Source organism: Uliginosibacterium sp. 31-16 (assembly GCF_030730865.1).
Lineage (GTDB): Bacteria > Pseudomonadota > Gammaproteobacteria > Burkholderiales > Rhodocyclaceae > Uliginosibacterium.
In genome coordinates this window covers 651,673-674,838 of sequence record NZ_JAVALZ010000002.1, presented here as the reverse complement: position 1 = coordinate 674,838, position 23,166 = coordinate 651,673, and the positions used below count along the sequence as shown (strand labels likewise).

General features: G+C 57.6%; 21 protein-coding genes and 1 tRNA gene. 20 read left to right on the top strand and 2 right to left on the bottom strand.

Going from position 1 to position 23,166, the window contains the following annotated elements; all coding sequences use genetic code 11:
• Position 1 precedes the first annotated feature (1 nt).
• Positions 2–448 (bottom strand): FecR domain-containing protein, encoded by a 447-nt coding sequence (locus Q9Q94_RS10865; RefSeq protein WP_305980083.1) that lies wholly within the window; start codon positions 446–448, stop codon positions 2–4.
• 392 nt (positions 449–840) lie between these two features.
• On the opposite strand from Q9Q94_RS10865, the gene Q9Q94_RS10860 reads away from it, so the two are divergent.
• The 6 genes from Q9Q94_RS10860 to Q9Q94_RS10835 all read left to right on the top strand — a co-directional run bounded on the left by Q9Q94_RS10860 (position 841) and on the right by Q9Q94_RS10835 (position 10,245).
• Complete coding sequence (locus Q9Q94_RS10860; protein WP_305980082.1) at positions 841–2,055, top strand: acetylornithine/succinyldiaminopimelate transaminase; 1,215 nt, start codon at positions 841–843, stop codon at positions 2,053–2,055.
• Positions 2,056–2,124: 69 nt separating this feature from the next.
• Positions 2,125–4,713, top strand: a complete 2,589-nt coding sequence (locus tag Q9Q94_RS10855) for a PAS domain-containing hybrid sensor histidine kinase/response regulator (RefSeq protein ID WP_305980081.1) — start codon at positions 2,125–2,127, stop codon at positions 4,711–4,713.
• A 173-nt stretch (positions 4,714–4,886) separates the two neighbouring features.
• Positions 4,887–6,032 (top strand): glutamine-hydrolyzing carbamoyl-phosphate synthase small subunit, encoded by a 1,146-nt coding sequence (gene carA, locus Q9Q94_RS10850; RefSeq protein ID WP_305980080.1) that lies wholly within the window; start codon positions 4,887–4,889, stop codon positions 6,030–6,032.
• 63 nt (positions 6,033–6,095) lie between these two features.
• Entirely contained in the window at positions 6,096–9,305 is a 3,210-nt protein-coding gene (carB, locus tag Q9Q94_RS10845) for a carbamoyl-phosphate synthase large subunit (protein WP_305980079.1), read from the top strand.
• A gap of 5 nt (positions 9,306–9,310) precedes the next feature.
• Positions 9,311–9,787 (top strand): transcription elongation factor GreA, encoded by a 477-nt coding sequence (gene greA / locus Q9Q94_RS10840; RefSeq protein ID WP_305980078.1) that lies wholly within the window; start codon positions 9,311–9,313, stop codon positions 9,785–9,787.
• Positions 9,788–9,792: 5 nt separating this feature from the next.
• Positions 9,793–10,245, top strand: coding sequence for a DUF4149 domain-containing protein (locus tag Q9Q94_RS10835; protein WP_305980077.1), 453 nt, complete (start codon positions 9,793–9,795; stop codon positions 10,243–10,245).
• Positions 10,246–10,296: 51 nt separating this feature from the next.
• Here Q9Q94_RS10835 and Q9Q94_RS10830 read toward each other — a convergent pair whose 3' ends face one another.
• On the bottom strand, positions 10,297–10,767 hold the full coding sequence (locus Q9Q94_RS10830) for a YhbY family RNA-binding protein (protein ID WP_305980076.1): 471 nt from the start codon (positions 10,765–10,767) through the stop codon (positions 10,297–10,299).
• A 45-nt stretch (positions 10,768–10,812) separates the two neighbouring features.
• On the opposite strand from Q9Q94_RS10830, the gene Q9Q94_RS10825 reads away from it, so the two are divergent.
• The 14 genes from Q9Q94_RS10825 to Q9Q94_RS10760 all read left to right on the top strand — a co-directional run bounded on the left by Q9Q94_RS10825 (position 10,813) and on the right by Q9Q94_RS10760 (position 23,148).
• Positions 10,813–11,436, top strand: coding sequence for an RlmE family RNA methyltransferase (locus Q9Q94_RS10825; RefSeq protein WP_305980286.1), 624 nt, complete (start codon positions 10,813–10,815; stop codon positions 11,434–11,436).
• A gap of 111 nt (positions 11,437–11,547) precedes the next feature.
• Complete coding sequence (gene ftsH, locus Q9Q94_RS10820) at positions 11,548–13,443, top strand: ATP-dependent zinc metalloprotease FtsH (RefSeq protein WP_305980075.1); 1,896 nt, start codon at positions 11,548–11,550, stop codon at positions 13,441–13,443.
• Between the two features lie 68 nt (positions 13,444–13,511).
• Complete coding sequence (folP, locus tag Q9Q94_RS10815; protein WP_305980074.1) at positions 13,512–14,366, top strand: dihydropteroate synthase; 855 nt, start codon at positions 13,512–13,514, stop codon at positions 14,364–14,366.
• 99 nt (positions 14,367–14,465) lie between these two features.
• Positions 14,466–15,818, top strand: coding sequence for a phosphoglucosamine mutase (gene glmM / locus Q9Q94_RS10810; protein WP_305980073.1), 1,353 nt, complete (start codon positions 14,466–14,468; stop codon positions 15,816–15,818).
• 100 nt (positions 15,819–15,918) lie between these two features.
• The gene (locus Q9Q94_RS10805) at positions 15,919–16,926 is read left to right on the top strand and encodes a PstS family phosphate ABC transporter substrate-binding protein (protein WP_305980072.1); all 1,008 of its coding nucleotides are present in this window, start codon (positions 15,919–15,921) and stop codon (positions 16,924–16,926) included.
• Positions 16,927–17,114: 188 nt separating this feature from the next.
• Entirely contained in the window at positions 17,115–17,966 is an 852-nt protein-coding gene (gene pstC / locus Q9Q94_RS10800) for a phosphate ABC transporter permease subunit PstC (protein WP_371929841.1), read from the top strand.
• Position 17,967: 1 nt separating this feature from the next.
• A complete protein-coding gene (gene pstA, locus Q9Q94_RS10795) occupies positions 17,968–18,891 on the top strand; it encodes a phosphate ABC transporter permease PstA (protein WP_305980070.1) in 924 nt (307 codons plus the stop codon).
• Between the two features lie 46 nt (positions 18,892–18,937).
• Positions 18,938–19,720, top strand: coding sequence for a phosphate ABC transporter ATP-binding protein PstB (gene pstB, locus Q9Q94_RS10790; protein WP_305980069.1), 783 nt, complete (start codon positions 18,938–18,940; stop codon positions 19,718–19,720).
• 83 nt (positions 19,721–19,803) lie between these two features.
• Entirely contained in the window at positions 19,804–20,160 is a 357-nt protein-coding gene (secG, locus tag Q9Q94_RS10785) for a preprotein translocase subunit SecG (RefSeq protein ID WP_305980068.1), read from the top strand.
• A gap of 74 nt (positions 20,161–20,234) precedes the next feature.
• Positions 20,235–20,319 (top strand) — tRNA-Leu (locus Q9Q94_RS10780).
• 68 nt (positions 20,320–20,387) lie between these two features.
• Positions 20,388–20,762 (top strand): NADH-quinone oxidoreductase subunit A, encoded by a 375-nt coding sequence (locus Q9Q94_RS10775; protein ID WP_305980067.1) that lies wholly within the window; start codon positions 20,388–20,390, stop codon positions 20,760–20,762.
• Positions 20,763–20,811: 49 nt separating this feature from the next.
• Positions 20,812–21,303, top strand: a complete 492-nt coding sequence (locus Q9Q94_RS10770; protein WP_305980066.1) for an NADH-quinone oxidoreductase subunit B family protein — start codon at positions 20,812–20,814, stop codon at positions 21,301–21,303.
• On the top strand, positions 21,303–21,902 hold the full coding sequence (locus Q9Q94_RS10765; protein ID WP_305980065.1) for an NADH-quinone oxidoreductase subunit C: 600 nt from the start codon (positions 21,303–21,305) through the stop codon (positions 21,900–21,902). The genes Q9Q94_RS10770 and Q9Q94_RS10765 overlap by 1 nt, the downstream gene beginning before the upstream one ends.
• Entirely contained in the window at positions 21,895–23,148 is a 1,254-nt protein-coding gene (locus Q9Q94_RS10760; protein WP_305980064.1) for an NADH-quinone oxidoreductase subunit D, read from the top strand. The genes Q9Q94_RS10765 and Q9Q94_RS10760 overlap by 8 nt, the downstream gene beginning before the upstream one ends.
• Positions 23,149–23,166: the final 18 nt, after the last annotated feature.

The window sequence follows — 23,166 nt, the reverse complement described above, 5'->3', positions numbered from 1 at the left end:
GCTACTCCTTGATTTCGATGAGTAGTTTGGTGCCGCGCACGGCGATGGTGGCATCGGGGGTTTGCAGTTGAACCTTGTCCGGGGCAAGCTTGACGATCTGCCCGGAGATATAGGAGAGGGTGCCCTTTACGAATTGCAGCGCCAGAGCAAACTTGCTCTCTTTGGGTTCAAAGGCGTAGTCGACCAGCGTCATCTCGCTGCCTGAGCCCAGCGAGATGGTGGTGTCGTCAGTCAATACGATGCCAAGCGCACCGGGCTTTCCGGTGCGGATCCGGTCGCCGCGCAGCAGCGTCGCGCCAGCCTTGCCGGGCAGGGTGCTTCCGTCACGATGGATGGTGGCGAGTCCCTCGATGGTCTGGATGTGGCCGATCGTTTCGGCCGGCGGATCGGCGATGGCCGGGGTGGATAGCAGTAGCGCGAAGAGAACGGTACAGACGGATGTTTTCATGGCAAGGCATCCTGCAGTCAGCATTGATGAAGCGGATGCGCCTCTTGTGCCTGGCAATCCTGCACTGGGGGCATCGGCGATAAATCAATCTAGCAGGAGCGGTCCGGCAGAGCTGCCGGAGTGTCCCAAGGGGCGAGAGCGGCCTGATTCCTGCAGGTTTCCGGCTTCTGCAGGAGGCAGGCCGGAAACCCGCTGTTCGCTTGCCTTGCGGCCGTGCCTGCCTGAAGAGGTCCGCCACGCGCGGCTCTCCGGGCATACTCCCTTCATCTCAAGCGGAGTTGTCCTGAAATCAGGCCTGCCCGCTGGTCACGCTTGCGGCCGGATGGGGTGCTTTGCCCGTAAAATGCGGGCAGGCTGCCACGGGGCGGCCGTTCAGAAGAAAGGATTTGCAAGTGAAGCCCGCTGTTCAACGCGCCGATTTCGATCGCTACATGGTTCCCGTGTTTTCCCCTCTCGACATGATTTTTGTGCGAGGCGAGGGATCGCGCCTGTGGGATCAACAGGGCCGCGATTACATTGATTTTGGTGCGGGCGTGGCGGTCACTTCGCTGGGGCACGCGCATCCGGTGCAGGTGCAGGCGCTGACCGAGCAGGCGGCCAAGCTGTGGCATGTGTCGAACTACTACACCAATGAGCCGGCGCTGCGCCTGGCGAAGAAACTGTGTGAAGCGACTTTTGCCGAGCGGGTGTTCTATTGCAATTCGGGTGCCGAGGCGAACGAGGCGGCCTTGAAGCTGGCGCGCAAGCGTGCGGTGGATAAATACGGCCCCGAGAAGATCGACATCATTGCCTTCAATGGCTCGTTCCACGGCCGGACCTTCTTCACCGTGTCGGTGGGCGGGCAGGCGAAGTACTCTTCGGGCATGGGCCCGAACCCGGCCGGCATCGTGCACATCGATCTGCACGATGAAGCCGCGCTGCGCCGCGTGGTGGGCAAGAACACCTGCGCGATCATCGTCGAGCCGGTGGTGGGTGAGAGCGGCGTGGTGCCGGTGAAACCGGAGTTCCTGAAGCTGCTGCGCGAGTTGGCAACGGAAGTCGATGCGACGCTGATCTTTGACGAAGTGCAATCCGGCAACGGCCGCACCGGCGCGCTTTACGCCTATATGAACACCGGCGTCGTGCCGGACATCCTGACGACGGCGAAGGGTATCGGCGGCGGTTTTCCGATTGGCGTGATGCTGACCACCGCTGCGGTGGCGGACAAGCATTTCACCCCCGGCGTGCATGGCAGCACCTTTGGCGGCAACCCGCTGGCCTGCGCGGTGGCCGAAGCCGTGTTCGACGTGATCAGCCAGCCCGAAGTGCTGGCTGGCGTGAAGCGCAAGGCCGCGCATGCCGCGCAACGCCTGCGCGCGATGGGCGAGCAGCATGGCTGCTTCGCGGAGGTGCGCGAATCCGGCCTGTGGCTGGGCTGCGAGCTGACGCCGAAGTTTGCCGGCAAGGCGGGCGCTTTCATGGCGGCGGCAGCGAGCAACGGGGTGCTGCACATCGTGGCCGGACCGAACGTGGTGCGGATCGCGACCTCGCTGATCATTTCCGACGCCGAGCTGGACGAGGGGCTGGATCGCCTTGAAAAGACCTGCGTGCAGATGGCAGCGGGCTGAATGGGTGACGGGGTGAAAGTCCCGTCTTTCTGTATTCCCTGTCTCAAAACCTAAGCGACCCCGGTATTCATGCCTCCTGAGTTCTCCAGCCAGCCAGCTCCGGATCTGACGACACTGCGCGATGCCTTGCGGGCACTGGCGGTGCGTGCCGGGCTGAGTGATGGTTTCGAGGACCCGGGCGCCGAGCCGCTGCGCCTGATCTGGCGCCTGATGCGGGTGATGGATCAGCAGTTGCGTGAGAAGGATCGTCTTTCGCTGGCCCTGGATAATCGCCACGATGGTTTGTGGGACTGGGATTTGCGCAGTGGCCAGTTCTTTCTCAGCGAGCTGTGGACGCGTGGGCTGGGTTATTCCGAGGGCGAGTTTGGCAATACCCGGGCGGACTGGGAGGCGATGATCCATCCCGAGGATGTGGCGGCGGTGCGCGAGCGCATTGAGTTGCATCTGGCCGGGGGCAGCGAGGACTTCGAGTCTGAATACCGCCTGCGTGCGCAGAACGGAGACTGGCGCTGGATCGCGACCCATGGCCGGGTGGTGGCGCGTACGGCAGATGGCCAGCCGGTGCGGGTGGTGGGGACGCACCGCAACGTGACCGAGCGCAAGGGCTGGGAGCTGGAGATGCTGCGTGCCAAGGAAGCCGCAGAGTCCGCGAGCCGCGCCAAGGGTGATTTTCTGGCCAACATGAGCCATGAAATCCGCACGCCAATGAACGGCATCATCGGCATGACCGAGCTGGCGCTGGATACCCAGCTGGATGCGGAGCAGCGTGGCTATCTGCAGACGGTGAAGTCCTCGGCCGAATCCTTGCTGGCTATCATCAACGACATTCTGGACTTCTCGAAGGTCGAGGCCGGCAAGCTGGAGCTGGAGGATATCGAGTTCTCTCTGCCTGCCGTGATCTCCGATACCTTCAAGGCGCTGGCCTTGCGGGGGCACCAGAAAGGCCTGGAACTGGTGTTCGGCATTGCGCCGGGTACGCCGCATGTGTTGCGTGGCGACCCGAATCGCTTGCGGCAGGTGTTGATGAACCTGTTGGGCAATGCGATCAAGTTTACCGAGCAGGGAGAGGTGGAAATATCGGTCAGATCGGTGCTGCGTGAAGGGACGCATGTGCGCTTGCAGTTTGACGTGCGCGATACCGGCATCGGCATTTCGCGCAGCAAGCAGGGCGAGGTGTTCGGGGCTTTCTCGCAGGCTGATACGTCGACGACCCGGCGTTATGGGGGCACAGGTCTGGGTCTGGCGATTTGCCGGCGTCTGGTGGAATTGATGCGCGGGCGGATCTGGCTGGTCAGCGAGCAGGACAAGGGCAGTACTTTCTCGTTCACGGTGGAAGTGGATGCCGTGCGCAATACCGTGAAGACGGAACGGCTTGACCCGCGCTATGCGCGCATGAATGTGCTGGTGGTGGAGGATAACGCCGCGGCGGCGCGAGGTTTGATCGAAAATCTGCGGGGCTGGGGGTTCTCGGTGGATCGGGCGGCGACTGGCGAAGAGGCCGAGGCGCTGCTCAAGCAGGCCAGCAAGAGCGGCTTTCCCTTTGACATCATGCTGGTCGACGCCAACATGCCGGAGCCGGGCGGTTTTGCCCTGCCGGCGTATTTTCACGGGGAAGGTGCGTCTTGCGACCGCATCATCATGATGCTGACCTCCGATAGCCAGCGTAATGATGCGGCACGCTGCCGTCAGTTCAGCGTGCGTTCAAATGTGGTCAAGCCGGTCTCGCCGAATGATTTGCTGGATGCGGTCCGCTTGGCTTTGACGCCGGCGCAGGACGAGGAACCGGAAAGCCCGCTGGCTGAATTCCAGATTGATGAGAAGCTGATTCGCGCTGCGGGCTTGCCGCAGAAGGCCAAGTCAGTGCTGCTGGTTGAGGACAATCCGGTGAATCAGACCGTAGCAACCAAGATCCTGCAGCGTGCAGGGTATGAGGTGGTGGCTGCGGGAGACGGGCAGGAAGCGATTGAATGGTTCGAGAAGCGACGCTTTGATCTGATCCTGATGGATGTGCAGATGCCGGTACTGGGCGGGCTGGATGCGACCAAGGCGATCCGTGCCCGTGAAGCCCGGCGCAGCTGGGCAATGTCGGGCCGCTGGGAAGTGACACCAATCATCGCCATGACGGCGCACGTGATGCAAGGGGATCGTGAGCGCTGCCTTGAAGCCGGGATGGATGATTATGTTTCCAAGCCAGTTCAGCCCAATGAATTGTTTGCGGCCATCGAACGGGTGACGCGGCGTCTTGAAGCGACTGATTTTGAAGGCAATCTGGCGGCCATGGCGGCTGGTGTGGATGTGGAAGCGAACGATGCGCCGGTCGCCGATTTGTCGCAGACCCGCGCCCTGCTGGATGGTGATGAGGATTCGCTTCTGTCGTTGATCAGGATTTTTCTTTCCGACTATGCCAAAAACTGTACCCTGCTGGAGCAGGCTGCCCGCAAGAAAGATGGCAAGGTTCTGTGTTCGGTCGCGCATTCGCTTAAGTCTTCGGTAGGGGTGTTTGGTGCGGCAACTGCTGCGGAACTTGCTCAGCAGGTAGAGGTTGCGGCCCGCAAGGGAGACGTCGACAAGGCGGCTCACGGGGTGTCAGGCCTGCTTGCCGAGTTGTCACGCGTGGCTGCTTATCTGCGCGCACAATTGCCCGATGACAATGCCTGAACCTGCGACGGGCATTGCTGAAAGCATCGGTTTCAAGCTATAATCGCCAGAGTTTTCAAGCGGGACTTGTCTGGAAAGACGGGTCCCGTTTTTCACGTCGGACCCATCGACTTGGCTGTCATGACTGACAGTCCGGGGGAGGGTCCGATTTCACAGGAATTCAGGAGTCATCGATGACGGACACCCTTTACGCCCTTCTTGCCCTTGCTGATGGTACTGTTTTTCAGGGGCAAGGCATTGGCGCTGTGGGCAAAAGCGTTGGCGAGGTGGTGTTCAATACCGCCATCACCGGCTACCAGGAAATCCTCACCGACCCCTCCTATACCCGCCAGATTGTCACGCTGACGCATCCGCACATCGGCAATGTGGGAGTGAACCGCGAAGACTGCGAGGCGGGCAAGGTTTACGCTGCCGGTCTGGTCATTCGCGATCTGCCTTTGCTGGTGTCGAACTTCCGCTCCGAGCAGACGCTGGACGCCTACATGAAGACCGAAAACATGGTCGGGATTGCCGGGATTGATACCCGCAAACTCACTCGCATCCTGCGGGAGAAGGGCGCCCAGGCCGGCTGTCTGGTTACCGCAACGAATGCCAAGGATCTGAATGCCGAGGCGGCGATTGCCGAAGCACGTGGTTTCCCCGGGCTGGCGGGCATGGATCTGGCCAAGGTGGTGACGACGGACCAGTCCTACACCTGGACTTCGGGCGAATGGAAGCTGGGTAAGGGGTTTATCGAGCAGGCCCAGGCGAAGTTCCACGTCGTGGCCTATGACTTTGGCGTGAAACGCAACATCCTGCACATGCTGGCAGAGCGTGGCTGCAAGCTGACCGTGGTGCCGGCGCAGACCTCGGCTGCCGAAGTGCTGGCGCTGAATCCGGACGGGGTGTTCCTGTCCAATGGGCCTGGCGATCCGGAGCCTTGCGATTACGCGATTGCTGCTGCCCGCGAATTTCTCGACCGCAAATTGCCGACCTTTGGTATCTGCCTGGGGCACCAGATTCTGGGCCTGGCAGCAGGCGCCAAGACCCTGAAGATGAAGTTTGGCCATCACGGCGCGAACCATCCTGTGAAGGATCTGGATAGTGGTCGCGTGCTGATCACCAGTCAGAACCACGGTTTTGCTGTAGATGAAAAGACGCTGCCTGCGAATGTGCGGGCCTCGCATGTGTCCTTGTTTGACGGAAGCCTGCAGGGGCTGGTCTGGACGGATCGCCCGGCACTGTGTTTTCAGGGGCATCCGGAAGCGAGCCCGGGCCCGCATGATGTGGCCTACCTGTTCGATCGGTTCATCGATTTGATGGCCGCAGCCAAGCAATAAGCTTCATGGTAGGGCGCGGCTGTGGTGCGGCGCTCCAAACAGTAACGAAATTCAGGTGTTGATATGCCCAAGCGGACAGACATTCAATCCATCCTCATCATCGGCGCCGGCCCGATCATCATTGGTCAGGCCTGCGAGTTCGACTATTCCGGCGCCCAGGCTTGCAAGGCCCTGCGCGATGAGGGTTACAAGGTCATTCTGGTCAACAGCAATCCCGCGACGATCATGACTGATCCGAACATGGCGGATGTGACCTATATCGAGCCGATCACCTGGCAGGTACTGGAACGCATCATCGACAAGGAACGTCCGGACGCAGTGTTGCCGACCATGGGTGGCCAGACCGCATTGAATGCCGCGCTGGACCTGTGGCGCCATGGTGTGCTGGACAAGTACAAGGTCGAATTGATCGGGGCGACGCCGGAAGCCATCGACAAGGCTGAAGACCGCCAGAAGTTCAAGCAGGCGATGGAGAAGATCGGCCTGGAGTCGGCCCGCTCCGGTATCGCTCACAGCATGGAAGAGGCACTGGCCGTGCAGGCCAAGGTCGGTTTTCCGGCGATCATCCGTCCGTCATTCACCATGGGTGGCACCGGCGGTGGCATTGCTTACAACATCGAAGAATTCAACGAGATCTGTACGCGTGGTCTGGACCTGTCTCCGACGCGTGAGTTGCTGATCGAAGAATCGCTGCTGGGGTGGAAAGAGTTCGAGATGGAGGTTGTGCGCGACAAGCACGACAACTGCATCATCGTGTGCTCTATCGAGAATCTTGATCCGATGGGTGTGCATACCGGCGACTCGATCACCATCGCACCGGCTCAGACCTTGACCGACAAGGAATATCAAATCATGCGTAACGCCTCGGTGGCGGTGCTGCGTGAAATCGGCGTGGATACGGGTGGCTCGAATGTGCAGTTCTCGGTAAATCCGGCTGACGGTCGACTGATCGTGATCGAGATGAATCCTCGCGTTTCGCGTTCTTCCGCTCTGGCATCAAAAGCCACCGGTTTTCCGATTGCCAAGGTTGCGGCCAAACTGGCCGTTGGCTTTACGCTGGACGAGCTCAAGAACGACATCACTGGCGGAGCGACTCCCGCTTCGTTCGAGCCCTCCATTGACTACATCGTCACCAAGGTGCCGCGGTTTGCCTTCGAGAAATTCCCGCAGGCCAATTCACGCCTTACCACCCAGATGAAGTCGGTGGGCGAGGTAATGGCCATGGGGCGTACCTTCCAGGAATCTTTCCAGAAGGCTTTGCGTGGCCTGGAAGTCAGTTCCTACGGACTGGATGAAGTCGAGTGTGATCGCGAAGAGCTGGAGCATGAGCTGGCCAACCCCGGTGCCGAACGCATCTGGTACGTGGGTCAGGGTTTCCGCGAGGGCATGAGCCGCGAGGAACTGCACAGCCTGACCAAGATCGATCCGTGGTTCCTCGCGCAGATCGAGGATCTGGTGCTGACCGAGAAGAATCTTGCCGGTCGCTCCCTGAAGAGTCTGGATGCTGCTGCGTTGCGCGCTCTCAAGCGCAAAGGGTTCTCTGATCGTCGTCTGGCCAAGTTGCTCGGGTCGGATGAAACCGCTGTGCGCCTGCATCGTCATTCGCTGGGTATTCGTCCTGTGTACAAGCGGGTTGATACATGTGCCGCAGAATTTGCCTCGAATACGGCGTACATGTATTCCTGTTACGACGAAGAGTGCGAATCGCAACCGACCGACAAGAAGAAGATCATGGTGCTGGGCGGTGGCCCGAACCGGATCGGCCAGGGCATCGAATTCGACTACTGCTGCGTGCATGCAGCGCTGGCCATGCGTGAAGATGGTTACGAAACCATCATGGTCAATTGCAATCCGGAAACAGTGTCCACTGATTACGACACTTCTGATCGTCTGTATTTCGAGCCCCTGACGCTTGAAGATGTGCTCGAAGTTGTTGCTATCGAGAAGCCGGTTGGTGTGATCGTGCAGTTTGGTGGTCAGACTCCGCTCAAGCTGGCCCGTGATCTGGAAGCCAATGGCGTGCCGATCATTGGTACCAGCCCGGACATGATTGATGCTGCTGAAGATCGCGAGCGGTTTCAGAAGCTGCTGCACGATCTGGGTTTGCGCCAGCCGCCCAATCGTACGGCTCGCAACGAAGCCGATGCCTTGCGCCTGGCGGCCGAAATCGGCTACCCGCTGGTGGTTCGCCCGAGCTATGTGCTGGGCGGTCGCGCGATGGAAATCGTGCACGAGCAGAAGGATCTGGAGCGCTACATGCGCGACGCGATCAAGGTGTCCAACGATTCTCCGGTACTCCTCGACAGGTTCCTCAATGATGCGACCGAGATTGATGTGGATGCGCTCTCCGATGGCTCGCAGGTGATCATTGGCGGCATCATGCAGCACATTGAGCAAGCCGGCGTTCACTCGGGTGATTCGGCTTGTTCACTGCCGCCCTATACTCTGTCGAAGGAATTGCAGGACGAACTGCGTCGCCAGACCGAGTTGATGGCTCGCGGACTGAGCGTGTGTGGTCTGATGAACGTGCAGTTTGCGATTCAGGGCGAGACTGTCTACGTGCTGGAAGTGAATCCGCGTGCGTCGCGGACTGTACCTTTCGTGTCGAAGGCCTGTTCGTTGCCGTTGGCCAAGATTGCTGCCCGCTGCATGGCTGGCCAGTCTCTGGCTTCTCAAGGCGTGACTCGCGAAGTCATTCCACCGTATTACTCGGTGAAGGAAGCTGTCTTTCCGTTCAACAAGTTCCCCGGTGTGGATACCATCCTCGGCCCGGAGATGAAGTCGACCGGCGAAGTCATGGGTGTGGGCAAGACATTTGCCGAGGCCTTCGTGAAGAGTCAGCTGGCGGCCGGTACACGTCTGCCGTCGTCGGGTACTGCCTTCGTCAGCGTCAAACAGACGGATCGCCCGAAAGCAGTGGATGTGGCACGTGAACTGGTTGATCTGGGCTTCAAGGTGGTGGCAACCAAGGGGACTGCTGCCTATCTGCAGGAAGCCGGCGTAACGGCGGTGACGGCAGTCAACAAAGTCGGTGAGGGGCGTCCGCACATCGTCGACATGATCAAGAACAACGAAATTTCACTGGTGATCAATACGGTCGAAGAAAAGCGTCAGGCCATCATGGATTCGCGCTCCATCCGTACCAGCGCACTGGCTGCGAAGGTGACCGTGTTCACCACAATCGAGGGTGCACGTGCCGCTTGCATGGGCATCCGCCATCTGAATGATCTCGAACCCTACGCGCTGCAAGAACTGCATGCGCAGCTGAGCTGATTGCCATGATCAAGACCCCGCTGACTGTAAATGGCGCAGAGTTGCTGCGCGTTGAACTGCATCGCCTGAAAACGGTTGACCGTCCGAATGTGATTGCGGCAATTGCCGAAGCCCGTTCGCATGGTGATCTGTCGGAAAACGCCGAATACGATGCTGCCAAGGAACGACAAGGCTTTGTGGAAGGCCGGATTGCCGAAGTTGAGAGCAAACTGTCGACGGCTCAGATCATCGATCCGAAGACTCTGGATGCAGATGGACGTTGTGTGTTCGGCGCCACGGTTGATCTGGAAGATCTGGCCTCGGGAGCCCGCGTGGTCTACCAGATTGTTGGCGAAGACGAAGCCGATCTTAAAGCTGGCAAGATTTCCATCAACTCGCCGATTGCGCGAGCTCTGGTAGGCAAGTTCGCGGGCGATGTGGCCGAGGTTCAGGCGCCTGGCGGAGTGCGCGAATACGAAGTCATCGACGTTCGCTACATCTGACGACGATGTCCCGTTTGGCGGATTATCTCTATGCGGTCGCCATTACCCTGTGGGTCGGGGCCCTATGGTCCATTGGGTACATTGCGGCACCGACCCTGTTCATGTTTGTGGCTGACCGTGGTTTTGCCGGAACACTTGCGGGCAAGCAGTTTGCCATCGTGGCCTGGCTGGGGATGGGGTGTTCGATTTACCTGCTGACCTACCTGTTTTTCAGGGATGGCGTACGGGCTTTCAAGCTTCTGGTTTTGTGGTTGATAGTCCTGATGCTCGTCCTGACGCTGGCAGGCCATTTCGGCGTCGCACCGATTGTCGAGAAGTTGCGTATCGAGATTGCGCGCGAGATGGTTGAGAGCGTCGTACGCAGTCGATTCCAGACTTGGCATGGAATTGCCAGTGTTTTGTGGATGGTCCAGAGCGTGTTGGGCGTGTTGCTGGTTACTCAGGTATTCAGGCGCTGATAAACAAAACGGGCAGTTTCCGGATGGGAACTGCCCGTTGAATTTTGTTAATCAGCGTGCACTCTTGCGTGCCCGGCCACTACCTGCGGTAGGCTTGCGGTAACGAGCCTCTGGCGCTCCGGCCATGGATTTGCGCGGGGCGTTGCTGGTTGTCGGGCGGCCCGGGCGCTTGTCAAAAGCCGCGTCCTTGCCGGCTGATTTGCCGCGGGACGAGCGTTTGGGCGCTGTGACGGTTTTGTTCGCATGCAGGTCCGGGTTGAGGCGGTAAACAACCAGTAGCTTGCCAATATTCTGCACGGCGGCGCAATTCAGCTCGGCGCAAATTTGCAGAAGATAGGTAGCGCGAGCCTCGCGATCGTCGCCGTATACCCGGATCTTGATCAATTCGTGGGCTTTGAGGGCAACATCGATTTCCTTCAGGACTGCCGTGGTCAGGCCGTTGCCGGCGATGCTTACGACAGGGTCTAGATGGTGTGCTTTTGCGCGCAGTTCGCGTCGCTGAACAGATGAAATATCAGACATTGAGTGCAATTCCTTTTCCAAACATCGATTTTACCTTTATCGGCCATGAAACGCAGTAAAACCAGCAAAGGCTGGATGCAGGAGCATCTGAACGACCCTTGGGTTCTCAAGGCTAAGGCCGAAGGCATGCGTTCGCGCGCGGTCTACAAACTTCTGGAAATTGACAAGAAGGATCGTCTTCTGAAGCCGGGAATGGTTGTGGTGGATATGGGGTCAGCGCCCGGTTCCTGGTCACAGGTCGCGGCCCCGCGTATCAAACCGGGGGGGGAGTTGTTCGCGCTGGATATCCTGCCGATGGACCCGTTGCCGGAAGTGACCTTCTTGCAAGGGGATTTTCGTGAAGAGTCGGTTCTGGCCGAATTCGAACGTTTGCTTGCCGGGCGTGTCGTAGACCTTGTACTTTCAGATATGGCCCCCAATATGTCAGGCAATGCAGTCAGTGACGATGGCCGGATGATGTGTCTGGCCGAGTTGGCTCTGGATTTTGCTCAGCAGCATCTGCGCCCTGGCGGCAATATGCTGATCAAACTGTTTCAGGGAGCCGGGTTCATGGAGTATCGGGCCGCAATGATGAAGATGTTTCATACGGTTCATTCGCGCAAACCCGAGGCTTCCAGAGATCGTAGCGCCGAGGTTTACCTGCTGGGACTGGACAAACGGCAGGTCTGATAGAGAGAGTCCATGGTTCCGATTGATTGTTGCCAGGAACCATTCGGACATAGAATCGGTCCAGTATGTGATGTGTCCGGTCTTTTCGGCCGGATCGAATCGGGAGTTGCCTTGAACAACAACGTTTTCAAAAACATTGCCATCTGGCTGCTGGTGCTGGTAGTGGCTTATTCCGTTTTCAGTCAGTTCGGCAACCGTCAGGCTGCCCAGAACACGCTGGATTACTCCCAATTCATGGAAGAGGCCAAAGCAGGCCGAATTTCCAAGGTGGTTCTGGATACCCAGAATTACATAGCGCTGGCGCAGACCCAGGAGGGGCGCCAGGTGACGGTGAACTATCCGCCGAACATGTGGATGGTTGATGACCTGCAGAACAAGTACGGTGTGGCTATTTCGGTCAAGCCGAAGGAAGAACAGTCTTTCCTTGTCAGTCTGCTGATCCAGATGTTGCCGATTGCCTTGTTGGTGGGGCTGTTCTTCTTTTTCATGCGACAGATGCAGGGCGGCGGCAAAGGCGGAGCGTTCTCGTTTGGCAAGAGCAAGGCACGCATGCTGGACGAATCGGCCAATTCCATCACCTTTGCGGATGTTGCGGGCTGCGATGAAGCCAAGGAAGAGGTGGCAGAACTGGTCGAATTCCTGCGAGATCCGTCGAAATTCCAGAAGCTTGGCGGCCGTATCCCGAAGGGCGTGCTGATGGTCGGCTCGCCGGGAACCGGCAAGACCTTGCTGGCCAAGGCGATTGCTGGTGAAGCCAAGGTGCCGTTCTTCAGTATTTCAGGTTCGGATTTTGTCGAGATGTTTGTCGGTGTTGGCGCCGCACGCGTACGCGACATGTTTGAAAACGCCAAGAAACACGCGCCTTGCATCATCTTTATCGATGAAATCGACGCGGTGGGTCGTCAGCGTGGTGCCGGTCTGGGGGGCGGAAATGATGAGCGTGAGCAGACCCTGAACCAGTTATTGGTTGAGATGGATGGTTTTGAAGGGCAGACCGGGGTGATCGTGATTGCCGCGACCAACCGGCCGGATGTGCTGGACCCCGCCTTGCTGCGCCCTGGCCGCTTCGACCGTCAGGTAACGGTACCGCTGCCCGATATTCGCGGTCGCGAACAGATTCTCAAGGTGCACATGCGCAAGGTGCCGGTTGCTCCCGATGTGGACCCGACCGTGCTGGCGCGTGGTACGCCCGGTATGGCGGGTGCGGATCTGGCCAATCTGGTGAACGAGGCGGCCCTGTTTGCGGCACGCAGCAACAAGCGGCTGGTCGATATGGACGACTTCGAGCGAGCCAAGGACAAGATTTTCATGGGTGCCGAGCGCAAGTCCATGGTGATCATGCCTGAAGAAAAGAGAGCAACGGCTTATCACGAGTCTGGCCATGCCATCATTGGCTCGCTGCTGCCTGGGTGTGATCCGGTGCACAAGGTCAGCGTGATTCCGCGCGGCCGTGCCTTGGGCGTAACCCTGTCACTGCCGGAGCGGGATCGTTTCAGCTGGTATCAGGATCAGATGCTGGCACAGATCAGCATGCTGTTCGGTGGCCGTGTGGCCGAAGACCTGTTTGTCGGCAAAGTGTCGACCGGTGCTTCGAATGACTTCGAACGCGCAACAGGCATTGCCCGTGACATGGTTACCCGCTACGGGATGTCCGCGGCGATGGGGCCGATGGTGTACGCCGAGAACGACGGCGAGGTCTTCCTGGGGCGCTCGGTGACTACTCACAAAAATGTGTCTGAAGCCACGTTGCAGCAGGTGGATGCCGAGATTCGCCGCATTATCGACGAGCAGTACGCACTGGCGGAGCGCCTGCTTGAAGAGAATCGCGACAAGGTCGAAGCCATGACGGCAGCGCTGCTGGAATGGGAAACCATTGATGCAGACCAGATCAAGGACATCATGGAAGGTCGTTCTCCGCGGCCTCCCAAACCGTCTTCAAGCATCGTTCCGCCTAAACCCGATGAAGGCCCGGGAGCCGAGCCGAACGCGCCGGCACCTGCCGCATGAGCATTTGCTGATGTTGTTCCAGCCCCGCTTTGGCGGGGCTTTTCATTTTTTACTTGTGTGGTTCGATCATGACTAGTCTTGTCCCTGTCTGGCAGTGCGGCCAGTTCGAGTTGAAATTCGATCTGCCGGCGATCATGGCGATCATCAACGTGACGCCGGACTCTTTTTCCGGTGACGGGCTTTCCGGCTCCATCGAAGCCTCGTTGCGTCAGGCAGAGCTTGCTTTGTCGAATGGCGCCCGGATTCTGGATGTGGGTGGGGAGTCCTCGCGCCCAGGCTCCGAATCGGTCTCGGTAGAACAGGAGCTGGAGCGAGTGATACCGGTAGTCGAGGCTCTGGTTCAACTCGGGGCTCCGGTGTCGGTGGATACGGTCAAGCCGGAGGTGATGTGTGCCGCGATTGCGGCAGGTGCGACCATCATCAACGATATCAATGCCTTGCGTGCTCCGGGGGCCATCGACGTGGTGGCTGCTTCCGATGCCGGGGTTTGCCTGATGCACATGCAGGGGCAGCCACGCAGCATGCAGCAGGCGCCGAGCTACGATGATGTGGTGGCCGAGGTGGATGCCTTCCTGCTGGAGAGGTGCGCCGCGCTTGAGTCTGCAGGGGTAAGGCGGTCAAGAGTGGCGCTGGATCCGGGTTTTGGTTTTGGGAAGTCGCTAGAGCACAATCTGCGCCTCTTTCGGGGCATGCCACTTGTAAACGCCCATGGATACCCGCTTTTGGTGGGGGTGTCCCGCAAAACCATGCTGGGTGCGGTGACCGGGCGAGCAGTGAATGAGCGTATGCCCGCGAGCATTGTGACAGCGGTGTTGGCCGCTCAGCGGGGGGCGTCGATCCTGCGTGTGCATGACGTGGCGGCAACCCGGGACGCCCTGGCAATGTGGGCGGCGATTGAGCATGACCGCTTGAACGCCTATTGAGACTTGGCCAAGTCAGTCGACGATCTCCCATCGGCCGGTGTGTGATTGTCAGCAGTCCTTGCGGCAGGCACAATCCGCCTCCACTCAAAGGAGATCAGCGTGGCGCGTAAATATTTCGGTACGGATGGTGTGCGTGGGCAGGTGGGTGTCAGCCCGATCACGCCGGATTTCGTGATGCGCCTAGGCTATGCGGCGGGTAAAACGCTGGTGGCACGTGAGCATCTGAAGGAGGGCGAGCATCCTGCTGTGCTGATCGGCAAGGACACCCGGATCTCTGGTTACATGCTGGAAGCTGCGCTGGAGGCCGGTTTTGCCGCTGCGGGCGTGCATGTGATCCTGGCTGGGCCGATCCCGACGCCGGCCGTGGCCTACCTTACCCGTGCGCTGCGTCTGCAGGCAGGGGTAGTGATCTCCGCTTCGCACAACCCGTACTACGATAACGGGATCAAATTCTTCTCGGCAGGCGGCTCCAAGTTGCCGGATGCGGTGGAAGAAGATATCGAACGGCATCTGGACGAGCCGATGGGCTGTGCTGAATCCGCCGCTCTGGGACGAGCGCGCCGGATCGAAGATGCTGCCGGGCGCTACATTGAATTCTGCAAGAGCACCTTCCCGAATGATCTGAACCTGCGTGGCCTGAAAATTGCGCTGGACTGCGCCAACGGTGCGGCCTATCAGATTGCGCCCAAGGTTTTTCACGAGCTGGGCGCCGAGGTTGTCAGTGTTGGCATCGCTCCGAATGGTTTGAACATCAACGATGGCGTAGGGGCTACCGTGCCGTCCAGCCTGCGCGAAGCCGTGCTGAAGCATGGCGCGGATATTGGCATTGCTCTGGACGGCGACGCAGACCGGTTGCTGATGTGCGATCGCTCTGGCGAACTGTATGACGGAGACAAGCTGTTGTTCGTGATCGCACGTGCCCAGCAGGTGGAAGGCCGGCTGGATGGGGTGGTTGGCACCTTGATGAGCAATCTGGGGTTCGAGCATGCGGTCAAGCGACTGGGCGCCGATTTCGTGCGTGCCAAAGTGGGCGACCGCTATGTGCTGGAGCAGCTTATCGAGAAGAGCTACAAGCTGGGCGGCGAAAACTCCGGGCACATCATCTGCCTGGATCGACATACCACCGGGGATGGCATCGTGTCGGCGCTACAGGTGCTGGCGGCACTTTGCCTGCGCAATGAAACCTTGCCAGAGGCCTGTGCCGATTTGGTGTTCTACCCGCAAAAGCTGATCAATGTGCGGATGAAGGCCGGATTCGACTGGAAAGCTGATCAGGGCATTGCTGCCGCACAGAAAGAGGCCGAAGCCGAGTTGGGCAATGAAGGCCGGGTGTTGTTGCGGGCTTCGGGTACCGAACCCTTGTTGAGGGTGCTGGTTGAAGGTGCGGATGGTGAGAAAGTCGAACGCTTGGCGAGGCAGATCGCTGCGGCAGTGAGTAGGGCTGTCGAGTGAAGACGACCATCTGACTACTTTGTTGCTTGTAGCAAAGCTGTAACAAAGCATTCATATACTGAGTCCGTTGGTTCTTGTTCCAACTAATCAGGAGATTGCGATGAATGGTTTCAAGCTGGTCGTGACGGCCGCACTGGCGGCAGCAGGTTTTGTTTCTGTGGGCGCTCACGCCCAATCCGTGATCAAGATCGACGGTTCTTCTACCGTTTTCCCGATTTCCGAAGCCGCCGCCGAAGATTTCCAGAAGCTCAAGAAGGGTGCCGTGAAGGTGACTGTGGGTATGTCCGGCACCGGCGGTGGTTTCAAGAAGTTCTGTGTGGCAGATGCCTCGTTGCGCACGGACATTTCGGACGCTTCGCGCCCGATCACGGCCAAGGAAATGGAAGCCTGCAAGGCTGCCGGGGTCCGGTATATCGAACTGCCGGTGGCATTTGATGCCCTGACGGTTGTGGTGAGCAAGAAGAACCCGCTCAACAGCATCTCGGTTGATGATCTGAAGAAGATGTGGGAGCCGGCCGCCCAAGGCAAGATCACGACCTGGAAGCAGGTTAATCCCGATTTCCCTGATGGCGCATTGAAGCTGTACGGCCCGGGTACCGACTCCGGAACGTTTGAGTACTTCACTGAAGCCACCGTTGGCAAGGCCAAGTCTTCCCGTGGCGATTACACTGCTTCGGAAGATGACAATGTACTCGTTCAGGGCGTCTCGCGTGACACTGGCGGCATCGGCTACTTCGGGTATGCCTATTACGCCGAGAACATGGACAAGCTGAAGGCTCTGGCCATTTCCCCCGCAGCCGGCAAACCTGCTGTACTGCCTTCCGAAAAGGCGGTGATCGATGGTTCCTACAATCCCTTGTCGCGTCCGATCTTCATCTATGTGAATGCGGATTCTGCCAAGCGCCCGGAGGTCAAGGAGTTTGTTGAGTTCTACGTAAAGAACGCCGGCAAGTTCTCCAAGGAAGTGAAATACGTGCCGCTCTCCGATGCTGACTATAAGCATGCACTGGATAACTTCGGCAAGGTTCGTACCGGTACCGCCTTTGGTGGCCACAATGAGGTCGGCGTGAAGGTTTCTGATCTTCTCAAGCGCGAACCGAAGGAATAATCCTGTCCCGAGATCAGGCCCCGGTAAAAACCTGTTGCAAGGTTTTCCGGGGCTTTTTTAGTGATTTGAACGCCTTCGCTTGGTAGACTGGAATGATTCAAACCGCTGTAGCAGAGAGTGAGAGCGCCATGAGCGTGGTAAGTGACAGGCTGAAGCGTAGCCGAATGCGCAATTTGCAGGAAACCTGTGTGGAAACCCTGCTGTTTCTGGCAGCCTTTATCTCGGTCGTTGTCACCTTGGGAATTGTTTACATCCTGGCGTCGGAGTCCCTTGTCTTTTTCAAGTCGGTTTCGCTGGTTAGCTTCCTGACCGATACCCAGTGGACGCCGCTATTTGATGATGCGCATTACGGCATTCTGGTGCTTATCTCTGGCACGCTGACAAGCTCTGCCGTTGCTCTTGCCGTTGCATTGCCGTTAGGGACGGTGATTGCCATCTATCTGTCCGAATTTGCTTCATTCCGGGTTCGCGAAATGGTCAAACCGGTACTGGAGCTTCTGGGGGGCGTGCCGACCATCGTATTCGGTTATTTTGCCCTGATCACCGTGACGCCTATCCTGCAGAAGATCTACCCGGATCTGCCCGGCTTCAACATTCTTTCCGCAGGCTTGGTCATGGGCGTGATGATCATTCCTTATGTCAGCTCACTTTCGGAAGACGCCATGCGTGCTGTTCCGATGAGTCTACGCGAAGGCGCATATGCCATGGGCTCCACTCGACTGCAGACTGCTTTGCGCGTGGTCTTTCCTGCTGCATTTTCCGGCGTGGCATCGGCTTTCGTGCTCGCAATTTCGCGTGCAGTCGGTGAAACCATGATCGTGACGGTAGCCTCTGGCGGGCAGCCGAACCTCACCATCAATCCCGCCGAGTCTGCCATGACCCTGGCCTCCTATATTGCGGGGGTTTCGCAAGGCGATCTTCCACATGATTCGATCGGTTACCAGACTATTTTTGCAGCCGGCCTGACGCTGTTCGTGATTACGTTGCTGTTGAATATATTTGGTCACTGGATGCGCAAGAAGTATCGCGAGGTGTATTGAAATGCAAGAAAACGATCTGCAAGCCATTCGCGCCTTGATCGCAACTCACAAGCGTTGGGACTGGGCTTTTGGTGTTTTGGGGTTGGCCTGCTTGATGCTGGGGGTGCTGACACTGGTAGCCCTGTTCAGCGACATGTGGATGGCAGGGGCTGAGCGCCTGAACCTTGACTTCATGACGAGCTTCCCTTCACGCCGTGCTGGTCAGGCGGGGATTCTCGCTGCCTGGGTTGGTTCCGTGCTGGTCATGCTGGTGACTGCTGCTGTTGCGATTCCTCTGGGGGTAGCAGCGGGGGTTTATCTCGAAGAGTACGCGCCGAAGAACTGGATGACTGACATCATTGAGATCAACGTATCGAATCTGGCCGGGGTGCCTTCCATCGTTTATGGCCTTCTCGGTTTGGGCATGTTTGTGTACACCTTCGGATTGGGACGCAGCATCCTGACTGCCGGGCTGACCTTGGCGCTGTTGATCCTTCCGGTGGTGATCGTTGCGACGCGTGAATCCATTCGTTCCATACCCCAGATGATCAGGGAGGGTGCTTATGCTTGTGGAGCCACTACCTGGCAGACGGTGCGTGACCACATCGTGCCGTATTCGAGTGCTGGGATACTGACTGGAGTGATTATTGGCATGGCGCGTGCGATTGGTGAGACAGCGCCCTTGATCGTGGTGGGGGCTGTAACTTTCATTGCGTATCTGCCGCCCGTACCGATGACGGGCGAGCCTGCGGCAGGCCTGTTTGACTGGGCTTCCGCCGCCTTCACGGTGCTTCCGATCCAGATGTTCAACTGGACTTCGCGTCCAGATGCAGCGTTTCATGCCAATGCCGCCGCCGCAGGTCTGGTGCTGGTTTGCATGACCTTGCTGATGAATGCCACCGCGATCTGGCTGCGCTACCGACTGCGCAAGAACATAAAGTGGTAAGGCGGTTTTTTGCCTCCCCTGAACCGAATTAGCAGAGAAATTTCAAATGAGCATCCAGACAACTCCTGAACGCATCAAGGCTGAAGTGAAAGATTTCAACTTTCATTACGGAGCATTCCACGCGCTGAAAAATGTGAGCATGCCTATCCATGAGCGCAAGGTCACTGCGCTGATCGGCCCTTCTGGTTGTGGAAAGTCGACCTTGCTGCGTTCATTCAATCGCATGCACGATCTATATCCAGGCAACCGCTATGAGGGCGAGATCCGCCTGCATCCAGACAACACCAATTTGCTTGATCAGGAGGTAGATCCGATCGAGGTTCGCATGCGCATCAGCATGGTGTTCCAGAAACCGAACCCATTTCCGAAGTCGATTTACGAAAATGTTGCCTACGGGTTGCGTGTGCGTGGCGAGCGGAGCAGGGCGGTACTGGATGAAAAGGTGGAGCAGGCATTGCGCGGCGCAGCCTTGTGGGATGAAGTCAAGGATCGGCTGAGCAGCTTGGGCGCAAACTTGTCTGGTGGGCAGCAGCAGCGTCTCTGCATAGCACGTGCCTTGGCGACAGATCCGGAAATCATCCTGTTCGACGAACCGACTTCAGCGCTGGATCCGATCGCGACGGCCAGTATCGAGGAATTGGTGACCGAACTGAAGAGCAAGGTCACGATTCTCATCGTGACGCATAACATGCAGCAGGCCGCTCGTGTCTCGGATTACACTGCCTATATGTACCTGGGTGAGATGGTGGAGTTTGGCGTTACCGACCAGATGTTCATCAAGCCACAGAAGAAGCAGACCGAAGATTACATTACAGGTCGTTTTGGCTAAGATTGGCGCGGTTTTCGTTGACCTGACGAACTGCGCTGTCTATAATCCGCGCTTCATTTCAACAGCACCTTGCGTCCAAAAAAATGGGTAGCTACTGGTTCAATCTTCTGCTTGTGCTGCACATCCTGATCGGGTGTTCCGTCATCGGCTTCGTGCTGCTTCAGCACGGTAAGGGGGCGGACATGGGTGCTGCCTTTGGTAGTGGTGCGTCAGGTAGTCTGTTTGGGTCGTCTGGTTCTGCGAACTTCCTCAGTCGCACAACGGCGATTCTTGCTGCTTTGTTTTTTGTTTCCAGTCTTGCACTTAGCTATTTTGCCTCGAAGTCGCATGTGCAAGGCCCCAGTAACTTGATGGAAGGTGTGGTTGCTCCCGTCGTTCCTGGTGTGGTTCCAGCTTCGGCGCCGGTTTCCAGTACTCCGGCCCAGGATGTTCCCAAGTAAATCTATAGTGTAGATGTGGATGTGCGTGGCGATCTTGAAGGTCGCTGCATATAATCCCTAAGTGTTTAAGTAGTGCCGACGTGGTGAAATTGGTAGACACGCCATCTTGAGGGGGTGGTGGCGCAAGCCGTATGAGTTCGAGTCTCATCGTCGGCACCAAATTGATTGAAACGCCCGCCTACCCAGCGGGCGTTTTGCGATGGACAGTTTTTTCGTAGGAAGCAGAGATGCTAGATAACTACTTTCCTGTTCTGATGTTCATCGCAATTGGCTTGTCCATTGGCGTACTGCCTATGGTTCTGGGCCGCCTGCTAGCACCCAACAGACCTGACCCACAAAAAATATCTCCCTACGAATGCGGATTTGAACCGTTCGAGGAAGCGCGCATGCGCTTCGACGTACGCTACTATCTGATTGCGATACTCTTTATCCTGTTTGATCTTGAGGTGGCATTTTTGCTGCCTTGGGCATCTATCGTCAAAGAGTTGGCGGGTACCGAGTCGGTACGGCTGTTCGGGTTCTATGAAATGTTTGTGTTTCTCGGAATTCTCGTAATCGGATACGTGTACGTCTGGAGGAAAGGCGCGCTCGACTGGGAGTGATCCTGCGTCGTGTCTGAGTCCGGACGCCCGTGTAAGCAAGGGGCGCTCTGTGAGCATCGAAGGTGTTTTCCGCGAAGGCTTCGTCACAACATCGCTGGATGCCGTCATAAACTGGACGCGCACTGGCTCCTTGTGGCCGATGACTTTTGGTCTGGCATGCTGTGCTGTGGAGATGATCCATGCCGGCTGTTCCCGTTACGACCTTGATCGATTCGGTGTGGTGTTTCGCCCGAGTCCGCGTCAATCCGATCTTATGATCGTTGCCGGTACGCTATGCAACAAGATGGCTCCTGCTCTGCGCAAGGTGTATGACCAGATGGCCGAGCCGCGCTGGGTCATTTCCATGGGATCCTGTGCCAACGGCGGTGGCTATTATCATTATTCGTATTCGGTTGTACGAGGTTGCGATCGAATCGTACCGGTCGATGTGTATGTTCCGGGTTGCCCGCCGACAGCTGAGGCGTTGATCTACGGCATTCTTCAGTTGCAGAACAAGATTCGCAGGACCAACACCATCGCACGCGAAGAGGTGGCCGCGTAATGACCCGACTGGAACGCTTAGCTGAAGCATTGACGCGAATTCTTGGAGAGCGCATGCAGGCCCTCGTACAGGAGCTCGGTGAACTGACTCTGGATGTGAGGGCGCAGGACTATCTTGAAGTGGCGCGCCAGCTTCGCGATCACGACGAATTGGGCTTTGAACAACTGATTGATCTGTGTGGCGTTGACTACTCAGGCTATGGCGGCCAAGAAGTGCATGTCGGGCGTTTTGCCGCTGTTTCACATCTGTTGTCGATCCGGAACAACTGGCGCTTGCGTTTGCGTGTGTATGCGCAGGATGACCACTTTCCTGTTTTGCATACGTTGAACGAAATCTGGCCGGCAGTCTCTTGGTTTGAGCGTGAAGCCTTTGATTTTTTCGGAATCATGTTTGAAGGTCATCCAGATCTGCGGCGCATCCTGACCGATTATGGTTTTGTTGGCCATCCGTTCCGCAAGGACTTCCCCGTTTCGGGGTTCATGGAAATGACCTACGACAAGGAGCAAGGGCGCGTGGTCTATCAGCCGGTGAGCATCGAGCCGCGTGAAAATACGCCGCGCATTGTGCGCGAGCCTTCCTACGGGGGCGGCCGTGGCTGAAATCCGTAATTACACAATCAACTTCGGTCCGCAGCATCCTGCTGCACACGGAGTGTTGCGTCTGATCCTTGAACTTTCCGGTGAGATTGTCGAACGAGCCGATCCGCATATCGGTTTGCTGCATCGTGGGACCGAAAAGCTTGCCGAAACGCGCACCTGGATTCAGTCCGTGCCCTACATGGATCGTCTCGATTACGTTTCCATGATGTGCAACGAGCATGCGTACTGCATGGCGATTGAGAAGCTTGTGGGGGTTGATGTGCCGCTGCGGGCACAGTACATCCGGGTGATGTTCGACGAGATCACCCGGATTCTGAACCACCTGCTCAATATCGGGACTCATGCGCTGGATATTGGTGCCATGACCATGGTGCTGTATACCTTCCGTGAGCGCGAAGATCTGATGGATGCCTACGAGGCTGTTTCCGGTGCGCGTATGCATGCGGCTTATTACCGGCCGGGCGGTGTTTACCGTGACTTGCCGGAACAGATGCCGAAATATCAGGTCAATAAATACAAGGATGCGGCGACCGTTAAAAAGCTCAATACGGCTCGCGAAGGTTCGTTGCTGGATTTTCTGGAAGACTTTACCAATCGTTTTCCGACGTATGTAGATGAATACGAAACCCTGTTGACAGATAACCGGATCTGGAAACAGCGCACGGTCGGAATCGGTGTTGTTTCGCCCGAGCGGGCACAGGCCTTGGGCTTTACGGGCCCGATGCTGCGTGGCTCCGGCATCGTCTGGGATTTGCGTAAAAAACAGCCTTACGAAGTGTATGACCGCTTGGATTTTGATATACCGGTAGGTACCAATGGCGACTGTTACGATCGGTATCTGGTGCGAGTGGAAGAGATGCGCCAGAGTAATCGCATCATCAAGCAGTGTATTGCTTGGTTGCGTCAGAACCCCGGGCCGGTCATTACCGACAATCACAAGGTTGCGCCTCCCAAGCGTGAAAAGATGAAGAGCAACATGGAGGAGTTGATCCACCATTTCAAGCTTTTTACCGAAGGCATGCACGTTCCTGAAGGACAGGTGTACGCAGGCGTTGAGCATCCCAAAGGAGAGTTTGGTGTGTATGCCGTTTCCGATGGAGCCAACAAGCCTTGGCGTTTGAAGCTCCGGGCGCCTGGTTTTGCGCATCTGGCCGCTATGGATGAAATGGCTAAGGGCCACATGATCGCTGACGTAGTAGCGATCATTGGAACGATGGATATCGTGTTCGGCGAGATTGATCGCTGACGCGCCCGGGACCTTGAA

Bases quoted from the DNA above. Each gene is read 5' to 3' on its own strand.
- Q9Q94_RS10865 (WP_305980083.1), bottom strand. From the start codon at position 448: ATGAAAACATCCGTCTGTACCGTTCTCTTCGCGCTACTGCTATCCACC.
- Q9Q94_RS10855 (WP_305980081.1), top strand. From the start codon at position 2,125: ATGCCTCCTGAGTTCTCCAGCCAGCCAGCTCCGGATCTGACGACACTG.
- carA (WP_305980080.1), top strand. From the start codon at position 4,887: ATGACGGACACCCTTTACGCCCTTCTTGCCCTTGCTGATGGTACTGTT.
- carB (WP_305980079.1), top strand. From the start codon at position 6,096: ATGCCCAAGCGGACAGACATTCAATCCATCCTCATCATCGGCGCCGGC.
- greA (WP_305980078.1), top strand. From the start codon at position 9,311: ATGATCAAGACCCCGCTGACTGTAAATGGCGCAGAGTTGCTGCGCGTT.
- Q9Q94_RS10835 (WP_305980077.1), top strand. From the start codon at position 9,793: ATGTCCCGTTTGGCGGATTATCTCTATGCGGTCGCCATTACCCTGTGG.
- Q9Q94_RS10830 (WP_305980076.1), bottom strand. From the start codon at position 10,767: ATGTCTGATATTTCATCTGTTCAGCGACGCGAACTGCGCGCAAAAGCA.
- Q9Q94_RS10825 (WP_305980286.1), top strand. From the start codon at position 10,813: ATGAAACGCAGTAAAACCAGCAAAGGCTGGATGCAGGAGCATCTGAAC.
- folP (WP_305980074.1), top strand. From the start codon at position 13,512: ATGACTAGTCTTGTCCCTGTCTGGCAGTGCGGCCAGTTCGAGTTGAAA.
- Q9Q94_RS10805 (WP_305980072.1), top strand. From the start codon at position 15,919: ATGAATGGTTTCAAGCTGGTCGTGACGGCCGCACTGGCGGCAGCAGGT.
- pstA (WP_305980070.1), top strand. From the start codon at position 17,968: ATGCAAGAAAACGATCTGCAAGCCATTCGCGCCTTGATCGCAACTCAC.
- pstB (WP_305980069.1), top strand. From the start codon at position 18,938: ATGAGCATCCAGACAACTCCTGAACGCATCAAGGCTGAAGTGAAAGAT.
- secG (WP_305980068.1), top strand. From the start codon at position 19,804: ATGGGTAGCTACTGGTTCAATCTTCTGCTTGTGCTGCACATCCTGATC.
- Q9Q94_RS10775 (WP_305980067.1), top strand. From the start codon at position 20,388: ATGCTAGATAACTACTTTCCTGTTCTGATGTTCATCGCAATTGGCTTG.
- Q9Q94_RS10765 (WP_305980065.1), top strand. From the start codon at position 21,303: ATGACCCGACTGGAACGCTTAGCTGAAGCATTGACGCGAATTCTTGGA.